This window comes from Mycobacterium sp. NGS34, from assembly GCF_059812845.1.
This window is the reverse complement of sequence record NZ_JCALDM010000002.1, coordinates 129,438-150,244: the sequence shown is the minus strand read 5'-3', so window position 1 is coordinate 150,244 and position 20,807 is coordinate 129,438. Positions and strand designations below refer to the sequence as shown.

Sequence of the window (20,807 nt, the reverse complement as noted above, 5' to 3'; positions counted from 1 at the left end):
GTCAGCGCCCCGTCCCGAACCGCACCCCGATCGTGGTCAGCACCACGTTGACCGCGAACAGCGCGATCACGCACAACACCAGCGTCTCGTTGACCGCGGTTCCGACGCCCTTGGGCCCGCCCTTCGTGGTCAGGCCGCGATAGCAGCCGACCAGGCCGGCGATGGTTCCGAAGATGGCCGACTTGACCACCGAGATGACCACCTCGGGCAGGCCGGTGATCAGGGTCAGGGTGCCGACGTAGGCGCCGGCCGAAATGTGTTGGATGTAAACGCCGAAAATGAATCCGCCGACCAGCCCGATGGTGATCACGGCGCCGTTGAGCAGGGTGGCGACGATGGTCGCGGCGACGACGCGGGGCACCACCAGCCGGTGGATCGGGTCGATGCCGAGTACCTCCATCGCGTCGATCTCCTCGCGGATGGTGCGGGCGCCCAGGTCGGCGCAGATCGCGGTGGACCCGGCGCCGGCGATCACCAGGACGGTGGTCAGCGGCCCCAGTTGCGTGACCGCGCCCAGCGCCGCACCCGCGCCGGAGATGTCGGCGGCGCCGAACTCGGCCAGCAGGATGTTGAGCGTGAAGATGATGAGCACGGTCAGCGGAATCGCGACCGCGAGCGTGGGCAGGAGCGAGACGCTGGTGATGAACCAGCCCTGCTCGATCGTCTCCCGCCACTGAAAGGGGCGCCGGAACAAGGCCTTTCCGGTCAGGACGCAGGTGCGGAAGAAACCGCCGATCGCGTCGATGCCGGGCTGAACCTGGCCCCGCAGGTAGGCGGTGATCACGGTGTGGGTGCTCATCGACGCTTCCCCCGGCGGTCGAGCGCGGCCGTCATCGAGGTGTTGGCGAGTTCGAGCATGTCCTGGGCGGCCTTCTTCGCCGCGGCCGGATCGCCGGCACGGATCGCGTCGGCCAATTTCCGGTAGCCGCCCGGACGCTTGACCTCGCTTGTCATGGCGGTGGCCAGGGCATCCAGCGCCGGCTCGTAGGCGGCGCGAAAAGCGTTGTACATCAACCGGAACACGATCGATCCGGCGCCGTCGACCACGTGATCCCAGAACGCGAGCGTGGCGCGTTGCCACTCGACCGGGTCTTGGCGGCGCTCGAGGACCCGCAACGCGTCCTCCAGCGATCCGGCCAATTCCGGCCCGCGCTGTTCGGCCGCCAGCTCGGCGACCTTCGGGCCGATGCGCAGCCGGGCCTCGAGCATGCTGTGGAAGACGGCGAGGTCGAGCTCGCCGTTGCGAAACAGCAAGCGCGGCAGCAGGTCAAGGCCGGCGTGTCGGCGGAAATCACGCACGGTCGTGACGCCGCCCTGGCGCACCTCGACCAGGCTGGCCGCCGAAAGGCGCTTGAGCGCCTCGCGAACGGCCGGCCGAGATACCCCGAAAACCTCGGCCAACCGCCGTTCGCTGGGCAACGCCTCGCCGGGCTGCATCTCGCCGCTGAGCACGTCGGTCGCGATCTGCTCGAACACCTCTTCGGGCACCGATCGGCGGATCACCGGCTGCAGCGCCATGGGTGAAGTGTGATTGGTCGGAGGTCAGACGTCAAGTGGTCAGACCAGTGTGTCGTGCTGTCAACGCCGGGCCGCGGTGAGCTCAGTGCCCGGCGGAGGTGAGCTGGTAGTCCGCCTCGAGGAGCATCCACCCGCTCAGCTGTACCGAGAGATCGCGGCTCTGGTTCGGCGACGACGTCGCCAGCAACGAGGGCACGGTGACCGGGCGAGCCCAATGCGCACCGAACAGCGGCAGCCCGTCCACCTCGGCGCGGTTGTCCCAGGCCGCCCGCGCGGAGGCGTGCACGAGCTGGGCGGCGGTGGTGTCGCCCAGGGCCAGCGCGGTCTGGGCGAGATATCTGGCCAGGATGCCCATGAACAGCCCGGAGTCGTTCCCAGCGGCCCCGGCGATCACGCCCGCGTCGGCGAGCCTGTCGGAGGTCGCGGCGACGAGCGCCGCCGCCCGGTCGCGATGGCTCGAATCGCTTGTGCGCAGGGCCAATTCGGTCTCCAGCCCGATGGCCACGCCCTGGCAGTAGGTCATCAGGGAGCGGTTCACCGGCCCGCCGGGTTCGTGCACGCCGTCGATGATGAGGCCGCTTTCGGTGTCGCGCAGCCGGGTGTGCAGGTAATCGGCGAGGGATTCGGCGCGGGACAGTTCGCCCAGACGCGCCAGCGCGATGCCGGTCGGACCGATTGCGGAGGTGCTGTAGTAATCGTGGCCGCGCTTCCAGGGCACCGCGCCGACCGCCGGATTCCAGCCGTCGAGCAGGGCGGTCCGCAGCTTCGGAACGGCATCGTCGAACCGGACTCCGAGCAGCCGGTCGGCGCGTTCGAGCGCCAGTGCCAGCCAAGACATGTCGTCGTAGTACGCGTTGGTCCAGCCGGTGAGATTGCGGGTGTGAATGCCGCGCGCGATGGCACCGATCCGGTCGACGCGTTCGGGGGTGCGTGCGCGGCACGCGGCATCCACCGCACAGTCCAGCAGGTGGGCCTGCCACCAGTAACACCAGCGCGCCAACAACAATCGGTCGAACAGCGACGACGGCCAGTGCAGCGTGCCGAGTTGTACCCCGGAGTGCCACCAGAGCGGGTGAACGTGCCGCGCCATGACCGCCCGCTCCGCCAGGTCCGCCCGCTCCGCGGGCCCCACCGGCCCGAGGGACGACTTCTCCGTAATCGCCACCGCCTGCGTCGGCTGTATCACCGCGGTGAGCGCGAAGGCGCCCGCGATCGCGAAAAGCACATCGCGCCGGCTGATCCCCTTGTTCGGGCGATCCATCCGCTCGAGTTCCCCTTTGCTGGCAGCGATCGCCGGGGCCCGGAAACCGTGCAGCTGAGTTTATCGCCGCGCGGTCACGAACAGGTTCCCCGGAACCTGGTCCTCGACCTCTTTCGGGGCTCGGCGATCGTGCTCGGCCATCAGCTCGCCGCCCGACTTCACCGTCACCGCCCAGCCGTGGCGGCCGAACCAGTCACCGACCTCTTCGCGCTCCTCGAAGTAGAACAACTCCTCGTTGTTGGGGATCTCGCGCCGCGGGTCCAGTTTGGTGACCAGGGCCCGGATCCGCTCCATGCGCGCGCGACGGTTGGCGCGGAACTCCGGGTCGAGGAACTTCGGGCCCAGCGCTTCCACCGCGACCCGGCTGCCGGGGACGGCGAGCCCGTCGACGCGTTCGAACAACAGGTCCTGGCCCGCGGCGGGCAGATAGGGCATCAGGCCCTCGGCCGACCAGGCGCTGGGCGCCGAGGGGTCAAAACCCGCCTGCCGCAACGCCGTCGGCCAATCCTGACGCAGGTCCACCGGGACGGCGACGCGGTTGCAGGCGGGCTGGGCCCCGTGCGCGTCCAGCGTCGACGATTTGAACTCCAGCACCCGCGGCTGGTCGAGCTCGTACACCGTGACACCGTCCGGCCAGGGCAGCCGCCACGCCCGCGAGTCCAAACCCGCCGCCAGGATCACCGCCTGGCGGATGCCCGCCTCGCTCGCGTCGACGAAGAACTTATCGAAAAACGCCGTGCGGCAAGCCATGTAGCCGACCATCGCCTTCATCTGCAACCGCAGAGTCGGTTCGGCCTCAAGGACCTCGGCGGGCAGCTGCGACGCGGAGTACCAGTTCCACAGCCCGTCGCCGGCGGCGTCGAGGAAGACCCGCGCGAACGGGTCGCTGATCAACGGGTTGTCGCTCTCGGTCTCCATGGCGCGCGCCGAGGCCACGCCCAGGGCCGTCGCACCCACGCTCTCGGTGATCTCCCAGGTGTCGTCGTCGGTCCTGGCCACGCTCAGTTCCCCTCGGTCCGCTGTGCCGACACGAACAAGGCTCGCGGGACTGCGTCCTCGATGCCCTCGGGCGGCCGGCGATCGTAGCCGGCCATCAGCTCCGCGGCCGGCGTCACCGTCACGTCCCAGCCGTGTCGGCGCAGCCAATCGCCGACGTCCTCGCGCTCCTCGAAGTACCACAGGTCCTGGACTTCGGGGATATCGCGTTCGGGCTGCAACCTGGCCATCAGCTCGCGCACCCGCTGCATGCTCTGGCGCTGCCTGTCGCGGGCGGCCTGGTCCATGAAGCCCGGGCCGGGCGCCTCCACGGCGATCCGGCTGCCGGGCGTGCCGAGCGCATGGACCCGCTCGAAGAGCAGCTCTTGCGCCGCCGCCGGCAGGAACGGCAGCAGCCCCTCGGCCGACCAGGCGCTCGGCGCGGAGGCGTCAAAACCTGCCTCCCGCAACGCGTCCGGCCAGTCGTGGCGCAGGTCGATCGGCACGTGCACCAGGTTGCACGTCGGCTGCGCGCCGTGCTCGGCCAATGTCGAGGACTTGAACTCCAGCACGCGCGGCTGGTCGAGCTCGAACACCGTCGTGCCGTCCGGCCAGGGCAGCCGCCATGCCCGCGAGTCCAGGCCCGCGGCCAGGATCACCACCTGGAGCGCGCCGGCGCGAGTCGCGTCGAGGAAGAACCCGTCGAAGAACGCCGTCCGGGCCGCCATGTACCCGACCATTCCGCGCATGCGCGGCAGCAGGTCGGGGTCGGCTTCTTCGATTTCGGCGGGCAGGTCAGGGGCGGCGAACCAGTTCCACATGCCCTCGCCGGCGGCGTCGAGGAAGATGCGCGCGAACGGGTCGCTGATCAGCGGGTTTTCGCTCTCGGTTTCCGCCGCGCGGGCCGCCGCGACGCCCAGCGCGGTCGCGCCCACGCTCTCGGTGATCTCCCACGTGTCGTTGTCGGTTCTGGCCACGTCCGGTCCCCTCCAATTCGCTAGCACGACTACGAATCGACCCTACGCGCGCCGCATGTGAACAACCTGTCCGTCAGGTTCATGCGCCCTGACCGGCAAGTATCCGGTTAAGGTCTCGACATGCGAGTTGACGGGCGCGAGATCAGCGTTTCGGGCAACTTGCTGCAACCGCTGAACCGGCGGACCAACGACATCCTTCGGCTCGCCGCGACGGTCGTCTTCTTCGCGATCGTGATCGCCGGTTCGCTGATCACCCGCCCGCAGTGGGTCGCGCTGGAGAAGTCGATATCGGAGATCGTCGGGGTGCTGACCCCCACCCAGTCGGACCTCGTCTACCTGGTGTACGGAATCGCGATCCTGGCTCTGCCGTTCGCGATCCTGATCGGGTTGGTCGCGGCCCGGCAATGGAAGATGCTCGGCGCCTACGCGGCCGCGGGGCTGCTGGCGGTGCTGCCGCTGTCGATCGGCGGCAACGGCTTCTCGGCGCCGCGCTGGCATTTCGACCTCACCGATCGGCCGCAGACCGTGCTGGCCCAGATCCTGGACGACCCGCGCTGGATCGCTCTGCTCGCGGCCGTCCTGACCGTGTCGGGTCCCTGGCTGCCCGCGCGCTGGCGGCACTGGTGGTGGACGCTGCTGCTGGCCTTCGTGCCGATTCACCTGTTCATCAGCGCCATCGTGCCGGCGCGCACCTTGCTGGGGCTGGCGGTCGGGTGGTTCGTCGGCGCGCTGGTGGTGCTGATCGTCGGCACCCCGGCGCTCGAGGTCCCGCTGGAGGCCACGGTGCGCGCGCTGGCCAAACGCGGATGCGTGGTCTCCGCGCTTCGGGTGGTCCGGCCCGCGGGGCCGGGGCCGCTCGTGTTGTCGGCCGCCTGCATGGATTCCGATTCGGCCTCCGACGAGGCATTGATCGAGTTGTATGGCCCGCACCAGCGCAGCGGCGGGGCGTTGCTTCAGTTGTGGCGCAAGCTTCGGCTGCGCTCCCGCGAGACCGCACCGCTGGTCGCGTCGATGCGCCGCGCCGTCGAGCACCGCGCGCTGATGGCCATCGCCGTCGGCGACCTGGGCCTGGCGAACACGTCGACCATCGCCGTCGCCCCCCTTGACCGCGGCTGGATGTTGTACTCCCACAGGCCTATTCGGGGAACGACGCTCGACCGGTGCGCCAAGGCCACCCCGGTCGAGCGCGCATGGGAGTCGCTGCGAACCCTCAACGACCACCAGATCTCCCACGGCGACCTGCGCGCGGCGACGATCACGGTCGACGACGGCCGCGTGCTCTTCGGCGGGTTCGGCAACGCCGAGTACGGGGCCACCGAGACCCAACTGCAGTCCGACATCGCGCAACTGCTGGTGACGACGTCGGCGTTGTACGACTCGGAATCGGCGGTGGGCGCCGCGATCGACGCGTTCGGCAAGGACACCGTGCTGAGCGCTTCGCGCCGGCTCACGAAATCGGCCATGCCCAAACAACTCCGGCGGTCGATCGCCGATGCCGGCACCGTGATCTCCGGCGCCCGCGCCGAGGTGAAACGGCAGACCGGTGCGGATCAGATCAAGCCCGAGACGATCACCCGGTTCACCCGCAGGCAGGTCATCCAGCTGGTGCTGCTGGTCGCTCTCGTGTATGTCGCGTACCCGTTCATCAGCACCGTGCCGACGTTCGTTTCCCAAGTGAGCCGGGCGAACTGGTGGTGGGCACTTCTGGGCCTGGTCATTTCGGCGCTGACGTATGTGGGCGCCGCGGCCGCCCTGTGGGCGAGCGCCAACGAATCGGTGGTCTTCTGGAAGCTGTCGATAGCCCAGCTGGCCAACACTTTTGCCGCGACCACCACGCCCGCCGGGGTCGGCGGGCTCGCGCTCAGCACGCGGTACCTGCAGAAGGGCGGCGGGCTGTCCGCGGTGCGGGCCACGACCGCGGTGGCGCTGCAGCAAGCGGTGCAGGTGATCATGCACCTGGTCTTGCTGATCCTGTTCACCACCGTCGCGGGCGCGCAGATGGACCTGTCGCACTACGTCCCGAGCGCCACGGTGCTGTACCTGATCGCGGGTGTCGCACTGGGCGGCGTCGGCACCTTACTGTTGGTGCCGCGGCTGCGGCGGTGGCTGGCCACGGACCTGCGCCCGAGGCTGAAAGAGCTCGGCGGCGACCTCCTCGAGGTGGCACGGGAACCGAAGCGGCTGGGGTTGATCGTGCTCGGTTGTGCCGGGACGACTCTCGGTGCGGCGCTGGCGCTTTGGACCAGCATCGAGGCCTTCGGCGGCGGCGCCACGTTCGTCACCTGCACGGTGGTGACGATGGTCGGCGGGACGCTGGCCTCGGCCGCCCCGACGCCCGGCGGTGTCGGCGCCGTGGAGGCCGCCCTGATCGGTGGGCTGGCCGCGTTCGGGATACCCGCGGCCGTCGGCGTGCCGTCGGTACTGCTGTATCGCGTGCTCACCTGCTGGCTGCCCGTGTTCGCCGGCTGGCCGGTGATGCGGTGGCTGACCGAGAACGAGATGATCTGAGGGGTCAGGGCTCGTCGGGACCGCTGCGAACGGAGACGAAAACGATTGAGCCCCGCACGGTTTCGCCGGCCGAGGTGCTGAGGAACAGCGCGTAGTACGCGTCGGGCACCGACTGCGCCACGGTGACCCCGACGTCCACGGTGGCCGCCCCGTCGGCGCCGAATGTCCCGGACGCGGGCGCCACCGTCACCCCTTCGTCGGAGGACGTGCCGGTGATGCGGAAGCCGTCGACGCCGTCGACCATCCGTTGCAGGTCGACGTTCACGGTGCCGGCGTGCCCGGGCGCGATCGCGACGATGGGACGCGCGACGTTGACGGTGACCGCCGAGCTTCCCGCGCCGAACGACGGCGGCGCGGAGTCCTCGGCGGTGCCCCAGGACTTGTCCGGGTAGGCGGCCAGCGAAAACTTCAGATCGCCGCCGGCGCGGACGACCCGTTCCGGGAGCCACGTGCGGTCGGTGGCCTGCCCGTCGACGGACAGGCCGCTGATGTAGCGCAAGCGGTGCGGCCCGGATGCGCCCGGGGCGGACATCCGGATGGATCCGCCCTGGGGAAGGGTGATTACGGCGCGGTCGAACAGCGGTGTGGCGACGGTGAGGATCGGCGTCCCCGGGGTGCTCGGGTACAGGCCGAGGGCGGCCCACACGTACCAGCTGGACAGCGCCCCGAGGTCGTCGTTGCCCGGTGCGCCGTCGGGCGTCGGACCGAACAGCCCGCGGACCCGGTCGACCGTGAGCTGAGTCTTCCAGGGCTGGCCGACGTAGTTGTACAGCCAGGGCACCCCGAAGCCCGGCTCGTTGCCGGCCCAGAGGTAGGGCTCGTTGGGGCCCTCGTTGAGCTTCTCGGTGAACCGGTCGAGACGCGCGACGACCGCGGCGCGGCCGCCGAGGGCCGTCACCAGGCCGGCGACGTTCTGCGGCACCCACCACACGTACTGCTCGGCGTTGCCCTCGTCGTACCCGTCCTGGCCGAAACCCGAAGGGGAATCGACGAATCCGGGGCCGTCGCGGAAGAACCCCATCGTGCTGCGAGGCGAGATGTAGCGGGTGCTGGGATTGAACACGTTCTGCCAGTACTGCGCGCGGATCTGGAATTCGGCGGCGGTCGCGGTGTCGCCCAGCGATTCGGCGAATCGGGAGATGGCGAAGTCGTCGACCGACCACTCCAGGGTGATTGAGGCGTCGGAGATCCAGCCGCCGCCGAACTCGACGGTGTGCGGCGCGTAGCCCAACCCGAGGTAGGTCGCGATGCCGGGCCGCTCCACGTAGCCGCCCAGCCCGGCGCCGCCTTTCGTCGCCGCGTTCACCATGTAGCGCAACGCCGTGTGGACGTCGAAGTCCTTGGCGCCGAAGGCGTACAGGTTGGCGATGAGCGGAACCACGTTGTCCCCGCTCATCTCGCCGGTCGCCGAATTCGCCAGCGCCCAACGGGGAAACGATCCGCTCTGTTCGGCGTCGTTGACCAGCGATTGGGCCATGTCGCTGGCCTGCTTGGGGAAGAGCAGTCCCTGCAGGGCGGCCAGGCTCCGGTAGGTGTCCCAGTCGGAGAAGTTGGCGTACTGGGTGCGTCCCTTCTCCACGGTGTGGATGACGCCGTCGAAACCGATGTAGCGCCCGTCGGCGTCGTTGAACGTGTTGGGGTGCAAAAGCGACCGGTACAGCGAGGTGTAGAAGGCGTCCAGGTTGCCCACCTTCCGGCCGGCCACCGCGATGCACGACAGCTTGGCATTCCAGTCGGAAGCCGCGGCGGCGCGCACATCGTCGAAGCTCGCGTTGCCCTCGGCCGCCAGGTTCGCGCGCGCGCCGTCGATGCCGACGTAGGAGATCGCGGTCCGCACCTCGAGCGTCGCGCCGGGCGGGAACTCCACGTAGCCCCCGCTGTAGGGCGACACCGCGGTGCGGGCGCCGGCATAGACGGAATAGCCGTCCCAGGCGCCGTGGGAGATGAACGGCCGGCTGAACTTCATCGCGAAATACACCGTGTAGGTGTTCCGCTTGCCGCAGAACCCGCCGCTGGTCGCCCACCCGGTGATCGTGGTGTTGTCCTCGCCGATCTCGATGGCGGCGCGAGAATTGCCCGCCAGCGACGCGCCGGAGCGCACGTGGAACAGCGCGGGCCGGCCGTTGCGCGGATAGCGGAAGCGGCCGATGCCGGTGCGGGTGGTGGCGGTGAGTTCGGCGGTCACGCCGGTGCCGGGAAACCGCACCGTGTAGTAACCCGGCGCGCCCTGCTCGGTGTCGTCGTGGGCGATTCGTTCCCAGGCGTTCCACGGCTGCCCGCCGATCGGGGTCGTGGTCGGCAGCATCGAGATGTCGCCGAACGCGGGGCAGCCCACCGAGGCGTGCGTCATGCTGAACCCGGTCGCGCGCGGGTTGTCGTAGTTGTAGCCGGCGTAGTTGCCGGCGGTGTCCGGCGAGTACTGCACCATTCCGAAGGGCGCGGAGGCGCCGGGAAAGCCGTTGATCTCCCCCACCGTCTCACCGCCGGTGCCCGTGCCGATGAGGGTGTCGACGTGGTCGACGGGATTGGTCACGAGCGGCGGCTCACCGTCGTACGCGATCGGCGGGGCCGCCGCAACGAACGTCAGGAAAATGGCGCCCGCCGCGACCACCGCGATGAGGGCCCTGCGTGACCGCATAGCTGTTCTCTACTGCATAACCGCCTCTTCGCGCGTTATTTCGGCGGTGCGGGAATTCGGAGAAATCCACTAGCAACGTTTGCCACCCTCGTCGGCTAGTCTCATTCCGCGTGGCTGGCGCTGGTGCCGGCCCTAGGTTGGGGAGATTTGATTGATGAAACACTTGACCGCAGCAACGGTTACCGTGGCGCTGAGTCTGGCGCTCGTGGCGTGCGGCTCTAGCAACAAGTCAGCACCATCAACATCGACATCGACATCCACCTCGACGTCGACGTCGACATCCACGTCGACGACCTCCGCGACGCCGAGCGCGCAGGGCGGCCCGACGATCGCCGACTACATCCGGGACGCCCACATCACCGAGACCCCGGTGCACCACGGCGACCCCGGACCCAACGTCGACCTGCCGGTGCCCGCGGGCTGGCAGCTCAACCAGAACGCCGGCACGTCCTACGGCGGCATCGTCCTGGCGCAGCCGTCCAATCCGTCCGATCCCCCCACCATCTCGGCGCTTTACTCGAAGCTGACCGGTGACGTCGACCCCGCGAAGATCATCCAGTACGCCCCCAACGAGCTGCTCGGACTGCCCGGCTATCAGGGCACCGGCAACGGCCGGGCCTCGACGCTCGGGGGCTTTCAGGCCTGGCAGATCAAGGGCTCGTACCAGAAGGACGGCAAGACCCGGGCCGTCGCGCAGAAGACGGTGGTGATTCCCAGCCAGGGCGCGGTGTTCGTGCTGCAGCTCAACGCAGACGCGCTGCAGGCCGATGAGGCGCCGTTGATGGACGCCGCCAACATCATCGACGACCAAACGACCATCACCCCCTGATCGTCGGCCTTTCGAGGCGCCGCGGCGGCGAAACTCGCTACGCCGCGGCGCCCGATTGGCCTTACGGTGTTGGCATGCCAGAACAGTCGTATGCGATAGACGCCGGACATCCGCCGTCGGCACTACTGCGCCTCGTCAACCCGGTGCTCGGGTTCCTGCTCCGTACCCCGCTCGCCGGACCGGCACGCAAGCAGCTGATGGTGTTGAGCTTCACCGGGCGAAAGACGGGTCGGCCGTTCACGATTCCCGTGAGCGCCCACGTGATCGACCATGATCTGTACGCGCTGACCGGCGCCCCGTGGAAGCAGAACTTCCGCGACGGCGCGACGGCCAGCGTCGTCTACGACGGCAAAACGACGGCCATGCGCGGCGAGCTGATCCGCGACCGCACCATCGTCTCCGACCTCTTCCACCGCTGCGCCGAGTCCTACGGCGTGCAGCGCGCCCAGCGAATGATCGGACTGAAATTCCGCGACCAGCGGATTCCGACCCGGGAGGAGTTCGCCGAAGCCGTCGACCGGATGCACCTGGGCGCCGTCAAGTTCACGCCGGCCAGCTAAAGGTTGCGGTTAGTCAGGGCCCGCGGGGGAACGTCAAAGACCAAGGTGAAGCCTCAGCGCATTGTCGAGATCGACGAGTTCACGCGGGGAGATTCGACCGATTCGATGGATGAGCCGTTGTGTCGCAATGGATCTGACTTGCTCGGCTTGGGCCTTCGAATCGAGGGTGAGCCCACTGGCGGGCGCCGCCAATCGCACCTGAAACGGGTAGACCTTGTCGACATTGCTGGACACCGGGACGACAGTGACCACCCCGCGACCGAGGCGCGAAGCCGTGGCGTTCGCCCGATCGTTGCTGACGATGACGGCAGGCCGCTTCTTGTTCGCCTCACTGCCGCGGACTGGATCGAGGTCGACTTGCCAGATTTCACCTCGCCTCATCGTCGATGCCATCTCCGCTGGTGGATTCCCACCCGCCTTGATCGTCACTGGACCATTGGCCCCAGGCTTGCTCGTAGTCATCCTCGAGAGCGGGATAGCGCAGCAGCTGGACCGCGCGCTGCAACCCCGCCGAACGAGAAGGCAGCCCAGCCTCTTCGACGTAGGCGTCGAGCACCGCAACGTCTTCCTCCGAGAGGCTCACGCTGAGTTTCACGCCTCGATACTACTGCGGTAGGAAGATGGTAGCAACGATTTCTACCCCGCGCGGAGGGTCACCGCTGCCGGCGATTGCGCTCGGCCACCCTGCGATAGGCCTCGTCGAGATCCGCGGCGGGCGCTTGCGAGCCGGCGATGCTCTGTTCGGCGGCAAGCGCGGGTTCGATGACCGCCGCCGACCCGCGGCGATAGATCTCCTTGAGCCCCCGCATGGTCACCCGCGGCACGGCGGCTACTTGGGCGGCGAGCTCGAGGGCCCGGGGCAGTAGGTCGGCGTGGGCGACGACCTCGGTGACCAAGCCGATTTGTTCGGCCCGGCGGGCGTCCACGATTTCACCGGTCATCGACATGCGGCGGGCCATCGCCGCGCCGACGAGTTGCGGCAGTCGGGCGGTCATGCCCCCGCCGGGCAGGATGCCGACGTGCGCGTGGGTGTCGCCGAAGATGGCGCGCTCGGAGGCAATGAGAAAGTCGCAACCGAGCGCGATCTCGAGGCCGCCGGTAAACGCCGGCCCGTTGACGGCGCCGATGACGGGGGTGCGCATCCGGCCGACGCGGGTCACGCAGTCGTGCGACTCGTACACCTCGAAGTAGTCCCTGCCCTTGCGCGCGGCTTCCTTCAGATCGACGCCCGCGCAGAAGGCGGGGTCGGCGCCCGTCAGCACGACGACGGACACGCTCTCGTCGTCGTCGGCGGCACAGAGCGCGTCGTACAGCGCCTCAACGAGGCTGCGGCTCAAGGCGTTACGCGCCTCGGGCCGGTTCAGGGTCAGCACCCGGATACCGTCGTGGTGGGCCGACGCCAGAGGCTGCGTCATGGGCGCTCCTCGGACCCCGCGCCCGCGCCCGCGCGGGTTCGGGTGATGATCGGCCGCGGGTGACCGGCGGCGAGCGCCGTCCGTCGCACCGAATCGGCGACCGCGTCCGCCCGGCGCTCCGGCACCAACGCGATCACGCAGCCGCCGAATCCGCCGCCGGTCATCCGGGCGCCCAGGGCGCCGGCGCCCACCGCGGTATCGGCGATCAGGTCGATGTGTTCGGTGGTGATCTGGAAGTCGTCGCGCATCGAGACGTGCGACGAGGTCAGGATGTGGCCCGCTTCGACGAAATCCGAATTACCCAAGGCCGCAACGAAATCCAGTACCCTGCCGTTCTCGGTGAGGACGTGGCGCGCGCGGCGGGCATCGATCGGGTTGCCGACGGCGTTCAACTCCGCGCGCCCACGATCCCAGACTTCACGCAACGACGACGCCCGCAGGTCGGCGGCCGCGCGCTCGCACGATTTGCGGCGGGCGGCGTATTCGCCGCCGGCGTGAGTATGCCGGGACCTGGAGTCGATCAGCAGCAACACGACCCCGCTCGCTTCCGGGTCGAACGCCACCGGCGTGATGGTGAGGTCGCGAAAGTCGATCAACAGCGCCGTCGACGGTTCCCCGTACAGGGAGGCCAGCTGGTCGAGCAAACCCGTTGGGGCGCCGACATAGTCGTTCTCGGCGCGCTGGGCCAGCCGCGCCTGCTCCTTTTCGTCGATGCGCATGCCCGCGGCCGCCGCGAGCGCCCCCAGGACGGCGCATTCCAGTGCCGCCGAGGAGGACAGGCCCGTGCCCATCTCCACCTCGCTGGTGATCGACATCGTGCCGCCGGGAATCGGTTGGCCGGTTTGACGCAGCGCCCACACCACCCCGGCGACGTAGGCGGCCCAGCCCTCCACCTGGCGGGGAACGGTGTTGAGCGGGAACCGCACCGCGCCCTGCGCGCGCTGGCTGTGCACGGTGATCGCATCGGTGCGGTCCGGCGCGAACGTCACTACGGTGCGCTGCGGCAGCGCGATCGGCAGCGCGAAGCCAAGGTTGTAGTCGGTGTGCTCCCCGATCAGGTTGACCCGCCCCGGGGCGGCGTAGCGGACCGTCATGACAGCTCCCGCAGCCGCGCGGCCACGGCCTCGGGCGTGACGTCGCTGATGAACGCGTCCATCGCCGATTCCGAGGCGGCCAGATACTTGAGCTTGGTCGCGCTGCGCCGGATCGACATCAGCTCGACGTGAAAGTAGCCGTCGGCCTGGGCGTCGGTGGCGACGAACTGATGCAGCGCCGAAATGTAGGGCAGCGGGGCCGAATACATCCGGTCGAACCGCCCCAGCACGTCGAGGTAGATGAGCGCGAACGCGTCCAGTTCGTCCTTGCCGAGCTCGACGAGGTTGTGCACGAACCGGTTCGGGTAGATGTGCACCTCGACCGGCCAGCGCGCCGCGAACGGCACGAACGCCGTGAACAGCTCGGTGCGCGCGACGATGCGAGAGCCGTCCGCGACTTCGCGCGCCAGCAGGTCGGCAAAGAGGTTGGAGCCGTGGCGCATTCGATGTGCGCCCGCCTGATCCAGCATGCCGGCGGTTCGCGGGGTAAGGAACGGATAGCCGTAGATCTGACCGTGCGGATGGGTCAGCGTCACCCCGATTTCCTCGCCGCGGTTTTCGAAACAGAACACCTGCTCGATGCCCGGCGCGGCCAGCAGGTCCGCGGTGCGGTGCCGCCACGCCTCGACGACGAGGCGGGCGTGCGCGGGTTCCAGCTGCGCGAACGACCCGGTGTGGTCGCTGGAAAAGCAGATCACCTCGCAGCGGCCGCTGCCCGGGGCCGACACGAAGCCGTCACCGGCGGGCGCGCCCACGGGCTGCCCGCCGCCCGACAGGCTCGGGAACCGGTTTTCGAACACCACGACGTCGTAGTCCGGGGCGGGTACCTCGCTGGTCAGGCCGGTCGGTCCCGGGCACAGGGGGCACTGGTCGGCCGGCGGCTTGTAGGTGCGGTCCTGGCGCAGCGCCGCGACGATCACCCATTGCCCCGTCGACCGGTCGAACCGCAGCTGCGACTGGTCCGGGGCGCGCGGCGGCAACGGCCTACGGTCCTCGACCGGCGCCGGGCGGTGGCCGGGCAGCGCGAAGAACAGCAGATCCCGGCCGTCGGCCAGCGTTGCCCGCGTAGGCGCTGTCACGACGTCGAAGACTAGCCTGGGCCGCCCGGCGCGGTTCGGGTAACCATGTGATCACCCGCTAAATCGGGCTACAGCCCGGGCAGGCACGCCGGGAAGATGCACGGCGAGGTCGGTGGCGTCTGAACCTTCCTGAGCAGATCGGCCAGATGGACGAGTGACGGCAACAGGATCGCGTCCACACCCGCCTTTTGATCCTGGGGCAGATTGCGGCTGTCCAGATCCACCTTGGTGACCTGATCCTGCAGGCCTTTGATCCGCTGATTTCGCTCCGCCGGCGTCAGGCCGTCCCAGGCTGCGTCGAGGTCCGCGATCTGGCGCCGCAGCTCGTCGGCCTCGGCGAACGGATCCCCCGCGGCGGGGGGCGGCCGCAACGGGTAGACGTGGCCCAGCGTGGGTCGGGCCGCCACGTCCGCCCGCGCCGGACTCGATGCCACCAGCAGGCAGGCCAGCACCATCGCCATGATTATCGTTGAAACGAAACGCATTTGGTCTCCTCCGCACTACGGCGCGAATGCGCAGATCAGTCCGAGCACCCGCTCGCACTCCTCGCGGGTGCGGAAGACGGGTGGCGGCGGGGGCGGCGGAGGCCCCTCGACGATGTTGTCGGGGCAACCGCCGTAATACCCGGGAGGACACTGCTCGTGATAAACGTGGCAGACGTTCAAGTCCCACCCGGTGGCCCGCAACCCGGGCCACACGTAGTCGCCCGGGCACCAGCGCATCCCGGGACCGTGGTAGCAGCCCGTCCTCGACGAGCAGTGATCGTCGTCGGCGCGGGCGACGCCCGCCGGCGCCCCCGCCCCGGCCAGCGCCAAGCCAGCCGAGACGAGGACTCCGGCGAGGACTCGCTTCATGCACTTAGGTTGCGGCGCAACGCTTGCCGATTCTTCGCCGAATTCTTGCGAAATTCTTGCGTTGGGCCGGCATTCCGCTGTCGCCGCGGGTCGGACAAGATGGGTGCCATGACCGAACCAGCGATGACCCGCGTGGCGGTCTACCTCGATTTCGACAACATCGTGATCTCGCGGTACGACCAGGTGAACGGGCGCAACTCGTTCCAGCGGGACAAGGCCGGCGGGCTCGAGCCCGATCGGCTGGCCCGCGCCACCGTCGACGTCGGGGCGATAATCGACTTCGCGTCGTCGTTCGGGACGCTGGTGCTCACCCGCGCCTACGCGGACTGGTCGGCCGACGTGAACGCCGGGTACCGCGGACAGCTGGTGGCCCGCGCGGTCGATCTGGTCCAGCTCTTCCCGGCGGCCGCCTACGGCAAGAACGGCGCCGACATCCGGCTGGCCGTGGACGCGGTCGAGGACATGTTCCGGCTGCCCGATCTGACCCACGTGGTGATCGTCGCGGGCGACTCCGACTACATCCCGCTGGCGCAGCGCTGCAAGAGGCTCGGCCGGTACGTGGTGGGCATCGGGGTGGCCGGCTCGTCGAGCCGGGCGCTGGCGGCCGCCTGCGACGAGTTCGTCATCTACGACGCGCTCCCCGGTGTTCCGGTGTTCGAGCCCGAGCCGGACAAACCGAAGAAGGCGAGCGGCCGCAGCAAGGCGGACAAGCGCGAGGAACCGGACGAGGCACCCGACCCGCAGGCCGCCGCCACCGCGCTGCTGACGCGCGCGCTGCAGATCGGCCTGGAGAAAGACGACGTCGACTGGCTGCACAACTCGGCCGTCAAAGCCCAAATGAAGCGGATGGACCCGTCGTTCAGCGAGAAGTCCTTGGGTTTCCGGTCATTCAGCGACTTCCTGCGGTCGCGGTCCGACGTCGTCGAGCTGGACGAGAGCTCGACGACCCGGATGGTGCGGTTGCGCGGAAAGGACTAAGCCGCTCCCCTACGCTGACCACCGTGAGGCAGGAAACGACCCGACCCAAACGCTCGTGGCCGTCCTGGCTCACCCGCAACGTCCGGGTGCTCTCCGGGGTCTCGTTCCTGCAGGACACCGCCAGCGAGCTGCTGTATCCGCTGTTGCCGATCTATCTGACGGCCGTGCTCGGCGCGCCGCCGGCCGTGGTGGGGGCCGTCGAGGGGGTGGCCGAGGGAGCGTCATCGCTCACGAAACTCGCGGCCGGCCCGCTCGGCGACCGGTTCGCGCGGCGCCCGCTGATCGCCGCCGGTTACGGGATGGCGGCGCTCGGCAAGATCATCGTCGCGGTGGCCGGGGCGTGGCCCGGTGTGCTCGCGGGTCGCGTCGTCGACCGGCTCGGCAAGGGCGTTCGCGGCGCGCCGCGCGACGCGCTGCTGGTCGACGACGTGGACGAGGCCCAGCGCGGCCGGGTGTTCGGTTTCCACCGCGCGATGGACACCCTGGGCGCCGTCGTCGGTCCGCTGCTCGGGTTGGTGGGCTACGAGCTGCTCGACCATCGGATCCCGCCGTTGCTGTACATCGCCATCGTGCCCGCCGTCCTGAGCGTGGCCCTGGTCTTCCTCGCACGCGAGCGCAGACGGCCCATCCCGCCGGCGCAACGCGGGTCCATGTGGGCCGGTGTGCGCACGTTGCCGCGGCCGTACTGGCGGGTCGCCGCGCTGCTCGTCGGGTTCAGCCTGGTGAATTTCCCGGACGCCTTGTTGTTGTTGCGGCTCAACGAGATCGGCTTCTCGGTGGTCGAGGTGATTCTGGCCTACGTCGGATACAACGCGGTGTACGCGCTGGCCAGCTACCCGGCCGGAGCGCTCGCCGACCGCATCGGCAAGCCGGCCTTGTTCGGCCTCGGTCTGGCGTTCTTCGCGGTCGGCTACACCGGGCTGGGGCTGACCACCGACCTGGTGACGGCCTGGCTGCTGATCGGTGCCTACGGCGTGTTCACCGGGTGCACCGACGGCGTCGGGAAGGCCTGGATCTCGGGCCTGGTCGGCCAGGAGCATCAGGCGAGCGCTCAGGGCGTGTTCCAGGGGGCCACCGGCCTGGCCGTGCTGGTGGCGGGCTTGTGGGCGGGCTTCCTGTGGGGTTCGAACGGGCAACTGCCGTTGCTCATCTCGGGCATCACCGGCGGGGTGTTCGCGATCGCGCTGATCGGCGGCCAGCTGGCCCGCGGCGCGGCAATACACAAGGGGTAAGTGTGTATGGCGACTCGGGGGCAAATTCGGTGGTGGGCAAGCGATATCGTTGACAGTCGCCCGGCATGGCCATACATTGTGACAAACTCGTCGCGAGGAGACCGTCATGACCGTCGGTGCCGCTCCCCCAAGCGTTTTCGACGCCGACCTGCCGACGCTGGAGTATGGCGCCGAGGAAACTCCCGCCGACGTGTATCCGCGGCTCCAGGCGGCGCAGCGGCAGGCCCCGGTGGCGCTGGGACCGTTCGGGCCCGAGGTGCTGTCCTACCACCTCGTCCGGTCCGTCCTTCGGGATTCCCGGTTCCAGATCCCGCCCGGCATAAACCTGCTCGCCCAGGGCATCACCTCGGGCCCGTTGTGGGACAAGGTGGTCAACAGCCTGCTGTGCCTGGAGGGCGACGCGCACCAACGGCTGCGCAGCCTGACGTCCAAGGCGTTCACGCCCCGCGCGACGCTGCGCCTGCACGACACCATGGTCGCGGTGATGAACGAGCTGGTCGACAAGGTCGTCGACGCGGGCCACTGCGACGTGGTCACCGATCTCGCGCGCCCCTATCCCGTCCCGATCATCTGCGCGTTGCTCGGAGCGCCCCGCGAGGATTGGCAACAGTTTTCGTCGTGGGCCGACGACGTGTTCAAGGCCTTCACCTTCACGGTCGATGTTCGCGAGGTCGAGCCCGTCGTGATGCGCGCGTGGCGGGAGCTCGACGACTACGTCGACGACATGGTGGCCCGGCGCCGCAACAGCCTCACCGACGACCTGCTGTCCGACCTCATCCGCGCCGAGGACGACGGCGACCGCCTCAACGCCGCCGAACTGCGCATGCTGGCCGGCGGCCTGCTGCTCGCGGGCACGGACACCACCCGCAACCAGGTGGCCGCCTCGGTCCACGTCCTGTGCGAGCACCCGGAGCAGTGGGCGCTGCTCAAGCAGCACCCCGAGCTGGCGATGCCGGCCGTGGAGGAGACGATGCGACACTCGCCGATCGCGGGCGGCACCCTGCGGCTGGTGGCCCAGGACGCGGAGCTGGACGGCTACCTCTTCCCCGCCGGCACGATGGTCCTGGTGAATACCGCTGCGGCCAACCGCGATCCGGCGGTCTACGACGAGCCGGACCGCGTCGACATCACGCGCGCCGGAGCGCCGCCGATTTTGACGTTCGGCGGCGGCGCACACTACTGCCTGGGCGCCAACCTGGCCCGCCGCGAGATCGCCGAGGCGCTCAACGTCCTCGCTAGCCGGCTACAGAACCCGCGCATCGCCGGACCGGTGCCGTGGAAGCCGATGGTCAGCCTGAGCGGCCCGCTGAGCCTGCCCATCGAGTTCGACACCGAGTGACGGTCATTGCGCGAGCAGACGCGGAATCGCATGATCTCGCCCGCAGGGGTGCGATTCTGTGTCTGCTCGCGGTCATTTAGTCCGCCGGGTGCAGCGACGCCCAGGGGTGGGCCGATTCCAGTTGGGCCGCAACGCGAATGAGCACGTCCTCGCGCCCGTAGGCGGCGGCGAGCTGCACGCCGATGGGCAGTCCTTCGACGTTGCGGTGCAGGGGCAGGCTGATCGCGGGCTGCCCGCTCATGTTGAACGGCGGCGTGAACACCGCGAACCGGCCGGCGCGGCGCATCGGCGCCGTCGGATGTTCGGGGTTGTTCTCGAACTCGGCCAGCGGCAGCGGCGGCTCGGCCAGCGTCGGCGTGAGCAGCAGGTCCCACCCGTCGGCCCACCACTGCTGCAGCGCCCGCCGGAACGCGGAAACCGCATCCAGCGCGACGGCGTAGTCGACGGCCGTCAGCCGCTGCGCGCGCTCGACGTGCACCCAGTTCACCGGCTCGATGTCGTCCGCGGTGACCTCGCGCCCGAGCGTCTCGCCGAACCCGCGGGCCGCCATCGCCAACTGCGTGGCCCACAACGCCATGAACTTTTCCACCAGGGTGGTGTCGGCGAGGCAGGCCGGCCAGGCCGGCTCGACGGCGTGGCCGAGCCCCTCCAGCATCGACGCGGCGGCGCGCACCGCCGCGACGCAGTCGTCGTGCAGGAAGTCGCCGCGCGGATGCGCGTCCAGCAGCCCGATGCGCAGCCGGCCCGGGTCGGCGCCGAGTTCGTCGGTGTAGGGGCGCCGCGGCGCCGGGGCGATGACGGAGTCGCCGACACCGGGACCGCGCACCGCGTCGAGCAACCGCGCCGTGTCGCGCACCGTGCGGCTGACGCACAGCTCGACACCCAGCCCGGACTCGGCGCGCACGGGGCCCACCGTGATCCGTCCCTGGCTCGGCTTGAGGCCGACCAGCCCGCAGCACGACGCCGGGATCCGGATGCTGCCGCCACCGTCGGAGGCGTTGGCGAACGGCACCATCCCGGCCGCCACAGCCGCCGCGGCGCCGCCGCTGGACCCGCCCGGCGTGCGATCGAGCGCCCACGGGTTGCGGGTCGCCCCCCAGGCCAACGGCTGCGTGGTCGGCAGGCTGCCCATCTCGGGGCTGTTCGTCCGCCCGGCGATCACCAGGCCGGCCTCCTTGAACCGGGCGACCAGCGTGGTGTCGGCGGTGTCGATCTTCGCCGCCTCTTTCAGCGCGACGTTGCCGTTCGACATCGTCTGACCGGCGAAACTCGTGTACAGGTCCTTGAGCAGGAACGGCACGCCGTGAAACGGGCCTTTCGGCAGGTCAGGGCCGGCGGCCACGGATCGGGCGTGATCGAACCACTCGATGACGACCGCGTTCAACGCGGGGTTGGAGCGCTCGATCCGCTCGATCGCCGCCTCGAGCAGCTCGCCGGGCGTGACCTCGCCTTTTGCCACCAGCGCCGCCTGGTCGGTGGCGTCCATCCAGCGGGTCTCGTCGGCGAGGCTGCTCATGGTTCTTGGTGTACCACGTGTGACCAAGACGCCC

20 protein-coding genes are annotated in these 20,807 nt (G+C 69.5%); 6 read left to right on the top strand and 14 right to left on the bottom strand.

All coding sequences use genetic code 11. The features are described 5' to 3' along the window. Position 1: 1 nt before the first annotated feature. From AC5Y7V_RS05600 to AC5Y7V_RS05580, 5 genes are all read right to left on the bottom strand, one after another. Positions 2–799, bottom strand: coding sequence for an MlaE family ABC transporter permease (locus AC5Y7V_RS05600; protein ID WP_499879068.1), 798 nt, complete (start codon positions 797–799; stop codon positions 2–4). Continuing rightward, entirely contained in the window at positions 796–1,518 is a 723-nt protein-coding gene (locus tag AC5Y7V_RS05595) for a FadR/GntR family transcriptional regulator (RefSeq protein ID WP_499879067.1), read from the bottom strand. Before AC5Y7V_RS05595 ends, AC5Y7V_RS05600 begins: the two co-directional genes overlap by 4 nt. Positions 1,519–1,600: 82 nt before the next feature. Then, entirely contained in the window at positions 1,601–2,779 is a 1,179-nt protein-coding gene (locus AC5Y7V_RS05590; protein WP_499879066.1) for a glycoside hydrolase family 76 protein, read from the bottom strand. A gap of 60 nt (positions 2,780–2,839) precedes the next feature. Then, positions 2,840–3,778: a class I SAM-dependent methyltransferase gene (locus tag AC5Y7V_RS05585; protein WP_499879065.1), complete on the bottom strand. Its 939-nt coding sequence runs from the start codon at positions 3,776–3,778 to the stop codon at positions 2,840–2,842. Between the two features lie 2 nt (positions 3,779–3,780). Beyond that, complete coding sequence (locus AC5Y7V_RS05580; RefSeq protein ID WP_499879064.1) at positions 3,781–4,731, bottom strand: class I SAM-dependent methyltransferase; 951 nt, start codon at positions 4,729–4,731, stop codon at positions 3,781–3,783. 120 nt (positions 4,732–4,851) lie between these two features. Between AC5Y7V_RS05580 and AC5Y7V_RS05575 the strand changes: the two genes are divergently transcribed. Beyond that, complete coding sequence (locus AC5Y7V_RS05575) at positions 4,852–7,239, top strand: lysylphosphatidylglycerol synthase domain-containing protein (protein WP_499879063.1); 2,388 nt, start codon at positions 4,852–4,854, stop codon at positions 7,237–7,239. A gap of 4 nt (positions 7,240–7,243) precedes the next feature. Here AC5Y7V_RS05575 and AC5Y7V_RS05570 read toward each other — a convergent pair whose 3' ends face one another. Further along, a complete protein-coding gene (locus AC5Y7V_RS05570; RefSeq protein WP_499879062.1) occupies positions 7,244–9,877 on the bottom strand; it encodes a GH92 family glycosyl hydrolase in 2,634 nt (877 codons plus the stop codon). 154 nt (positions 9,878–10,031) lie between these two features. On the opposite strand from AC5Y7V_RS05570, the gene lpqN reads away from it, so the two are divergent. Then, a complete protein-coding gene (lpqN, locus tag AC5Y7V_RS05565; RefSeq protein ID WP_499879061.1) occupies positions 10,032–10,706 on the top strand; it encodes an envelope biogenesis lipoprotein LpqN in 675 nt (224 codons plus the stop codon). Between the two features lie 74 nt (positions 10,707–10,780). After that, entirely contained in the window at positions 10,781–11,266 is a 486-nt protein-coding gene (locus AC5Y7V_RS05560) for a hypothetical protein (protein ID WP_499879060.1), read from the top strand. Between the two features lie 33 nt (positions 11,267–11,299). Here AC5Y7V_RS05560 and AC5Y7V_RS05555 read toward each other — a convergent pair whose 3' ends face one another. From AC5Y7V_RS05555 to AC5Y7V_RS05525, 7 genes are all read right to left on the bottom strand, one after another. After that, positions 11,300–11,647: a type II toxin-antitoxin system PemK/MazF family toxin gene (locus tag AC5Y7V_RS05555; protein WP_499879620.1), complete on the bottom strand. Its 348-nt coding sequence runs from the start codon at positions 11,645–11,647 to the stop codon at positions 11,300–11,302. Then, positions 11,634–11,861: a ribbon-helix-helix domain-containing protein gene (locus AC5Y7V_RS05550; RefSeq protein WP_499879059.1), complete on the bottom strand. Its 228-nt coding sequence runs from the start codon at positions 11,859–11,861 to the stop codon at positions 11,634–11,636. The genes AC5Y7V_RS05555 and AC5Y7V_RS05550 overlap by 14 nt, the downstream gene beginning before the upstream one ends. Positions 11,862–11,919: 58 nt before the next feature. Further along, positions 11,920–12,681, bottom strand: a complete 762-nt coding sequence (locus tag AC5Y7V_RS05545) for an enoyl-CoA hydratase (protein WP_499879058.1) — start codon at positions 12,679–12,681, stop codon at positions 11,920–11,922. Next, positions 12,678–13,775, bottom strand: a complete 1,098-nt coding sequence (locus tag AC5Y7V_RS05540; protein WP_499879057.1) for a galactokinase — start codon at positions 13,773–13,775, stop codon at positions 12,678–12,680. The genes AC5Y7V_RS05545 and AC5Y7V_RS05540 overlap by 4 nt, the downstream gene beginning before the upstream one ends. After that, the gene (galT, locus tag AC5Y7V_RS05535; protein ID WP_499879056.1) at positions 13,772–14,854 is read right to left on the bottom strand and encodes a galactose-1-phosphate uridylyltransferase; all 1,083 of its coding nucleotides are present in this window, start codon (positions 14,852–14,854) and stop codon (positions 13,772–13,774) included. Before galT ends, AC5Y7V_RS05540 begins: the two co-directional genes overlap by 4 nt. Positions 14,855–14,922: 68 nt before the next feature. After that, the gene (locus tag AC5Y7V_RS05530; protein WP_499879055.1) at positions 14,923–15,339 is read right to left on the bottom strand and encodes a hypothetical protein; all 417 of its coding nucleotides are present in this window, start codon (positions 15,337–15,339) and stop codon (positions 14,923–14,925) included. 15 nt (positions 15,340–15,354) lie between these two features. Next, on the bottom strand, positions 15,355–15,708 hold the full coding sequence (locus AC5Y7V_RS05525) for a hypothetical protein (RefSeq protein ID WP_499879054.1): 354 nt from the start codon (positions 15,706–15,708) through the stop codon (positions 15,355–15,357). 108 nt (positions 15,709–15,816) lie between these two features. Here AC5Y7V_RS05525 and AC5Y7V_RS05520 point away from each other — a divergent pair, with 108 nt between their 5' ends. The 3 genes from AC5Y7V_RS05520 (at position 15,817) to AC5Y7V_RS05510 (ending at position 19,257) form a co-directional block, all read left to right on the top strand. Next, entirely contained in the window at positions 15,817–16,686 is an 870-nt protein-coding gene (locus AC5Y7V_RS05520; RefSeq protein WP_499879053.1) for an NYN domain-containing protein, read from the top strand. A gap of 23 nt (positions 16,687–16,709) precedes the next feature. Continuing rightward, positions 16,710–17,918: an MFS transporter gene (locus AC5Y7V_RS05515; protein ID WP_499879052.1), complete on the top strand. Its 1,209-nt coding sequence runs from the start codon at positions 16,710–16,712 to the stop codon at positions 17,916–17,918. Positions 17,919–18,024: 106 nt separating this feature from the next. Then, positions 18,025–19,257 carry a cytochrome P450 gene (locus AC5Y7V_RS05510; protein WP_499879051.1) on the top strand — a complete coding sequence of 411 codons (1,233 nt, stop codon included), beginning with the start codon at positions 18,025–18,027 and terminating at the stop codon, positions 19,255–19,257. A gap of 76 nt (positions 19,258–19,333) precedes the next feature. Here the strand turns inward: AC5Y7V_RS05510 and AC5Y7V_RS05505 are convergent, their stop codons facing one another. Then, positions 19,334–20,773: an amidase gene (locus AC5Y7V_RS05505; protein WP_499879050.1), complete on the bottom strand. Its 1,440-nt coding sequence runs from the start codon at positions 20,771–20,773 to the stop codon at positions 19,334–19,336. Between the last annotated feature and the right edge of the window lie 34 nt (positions 20,774–20,807).

Excerpts from the sequence above, each read along its gene's own strand:
- AC5Y7V_RS05545 (WP_499879058.1), bottom strand. The coding sequence starts at position 12,681 with ATGACGCAGCCTCTGGCGTCGGCCCACCACGACGGTATCCGGGTGCTG.
- AC5Y7V_RS05520 (WP_499879053.1), top strand. The coding sequence starts at position 15,817 with ATGACCGAACCAGCGATGACCCGCGTGGCGGTCTACCTCGATTTCGAC.
- AC5Y7V_RS05505 (WP_499879050.1), bottom strand. The coding sequence starts at position 20,773 with ATGAGCAGCCTCGCCGACGAGACCCGCTGGATGGACGCCACCGACCAG.
- AC5Y7V_RS05555 (WP_499879620.1), bottom strand. The coding sequence starts at position 11,647 with ATGAGGCGAGGTGAAATCTGGCAAGTCGACCTCGATCCAGTCCGCGGC.
- AC5Y7V_RS05540 (WP_499879057.1), bottom strand. The coding sequence starts at position 13,775 with ATGACGGTCCGCTACGCCGCCCCGGGGCGGGTCAACCTGATCGGGGAG.
- AC5Y7V_RS05530 (WP_499879055.1), bottom strand. The coding sequence starts at position 15,339 with ATGCGTTTCGTTTCAACGATAATCATGGCGATGGTGCTGGCCTGCCTG.
- AC5Y7V_RS05590 (WP_499879066.1), bottom strand. The coding sequence starts at position 2,779 with ATGGATCGCCCGAACAAGGGGATCAGCCGGCGCGATGTGCTTTTCGCG.
- AC5Y7V_RS05510 (WP_499879051.1), top strand. The coding sequence starts at position 18,025 with ATGACCGTCGGTGCCGCTCCCCCAAGCGTTTTCGACGCCGACCTGCCG.
- lpqN (WP_499879061.1), top strand. The coding sequence starts at position 10,032 with ATGAAACACTTGACCGCAGCAACGGTTACCGTGGCGCTGAGTCTGGCG.
- AC5Y7V_RS05525 (WP_499879054.1), bottom strand. The coding sequence starts at position 15,708 with ATGAAGCGAGTCCTCGCCGGAGTCCTCGTCTCGGCTGGCTTGGCGCTG.
- AC5Y7V_RS05570 (WP_499879062.1), bottom strand. The coding sequence starts at position 9,877 with ATGCGGTCACGCAGGGCCCTCATCGCGGTGGTCGCGGCGGGCGCCATT.
- AC5Y7V_RS05595 (WP_499879067.1), bottom strand. The coding sequence starts at position 1,518 with ATGGCGCTGCAGCCGGTGATCCGCCGATCGGTGCCCGAAGAGGTGTTC.
- AC5Y7V_RS05560 (WP_499879060.1), top strand. The coding sequence starts at position 10,781 with ATGCCAGAACAGTCGTATGCGATAGACGCCGGACATCCGCCGTCGGCA.
- AC5Y7V_RS05575 (WP_499879063.1), top strand. The coding sequence starts at position 4,852 with ATGCGAGTTGACGGGCGCGAGATCAGCGTTTCGGGCAACTTGCTGCAA.
- AC5Y7V_RS05600 (WP_499879068.1), bottom strand. The coding sequence starts at position 799 with ATGAGCACCCACACCGTGATCACCGCCTACCTGCGGGGCCAGGTTCAG.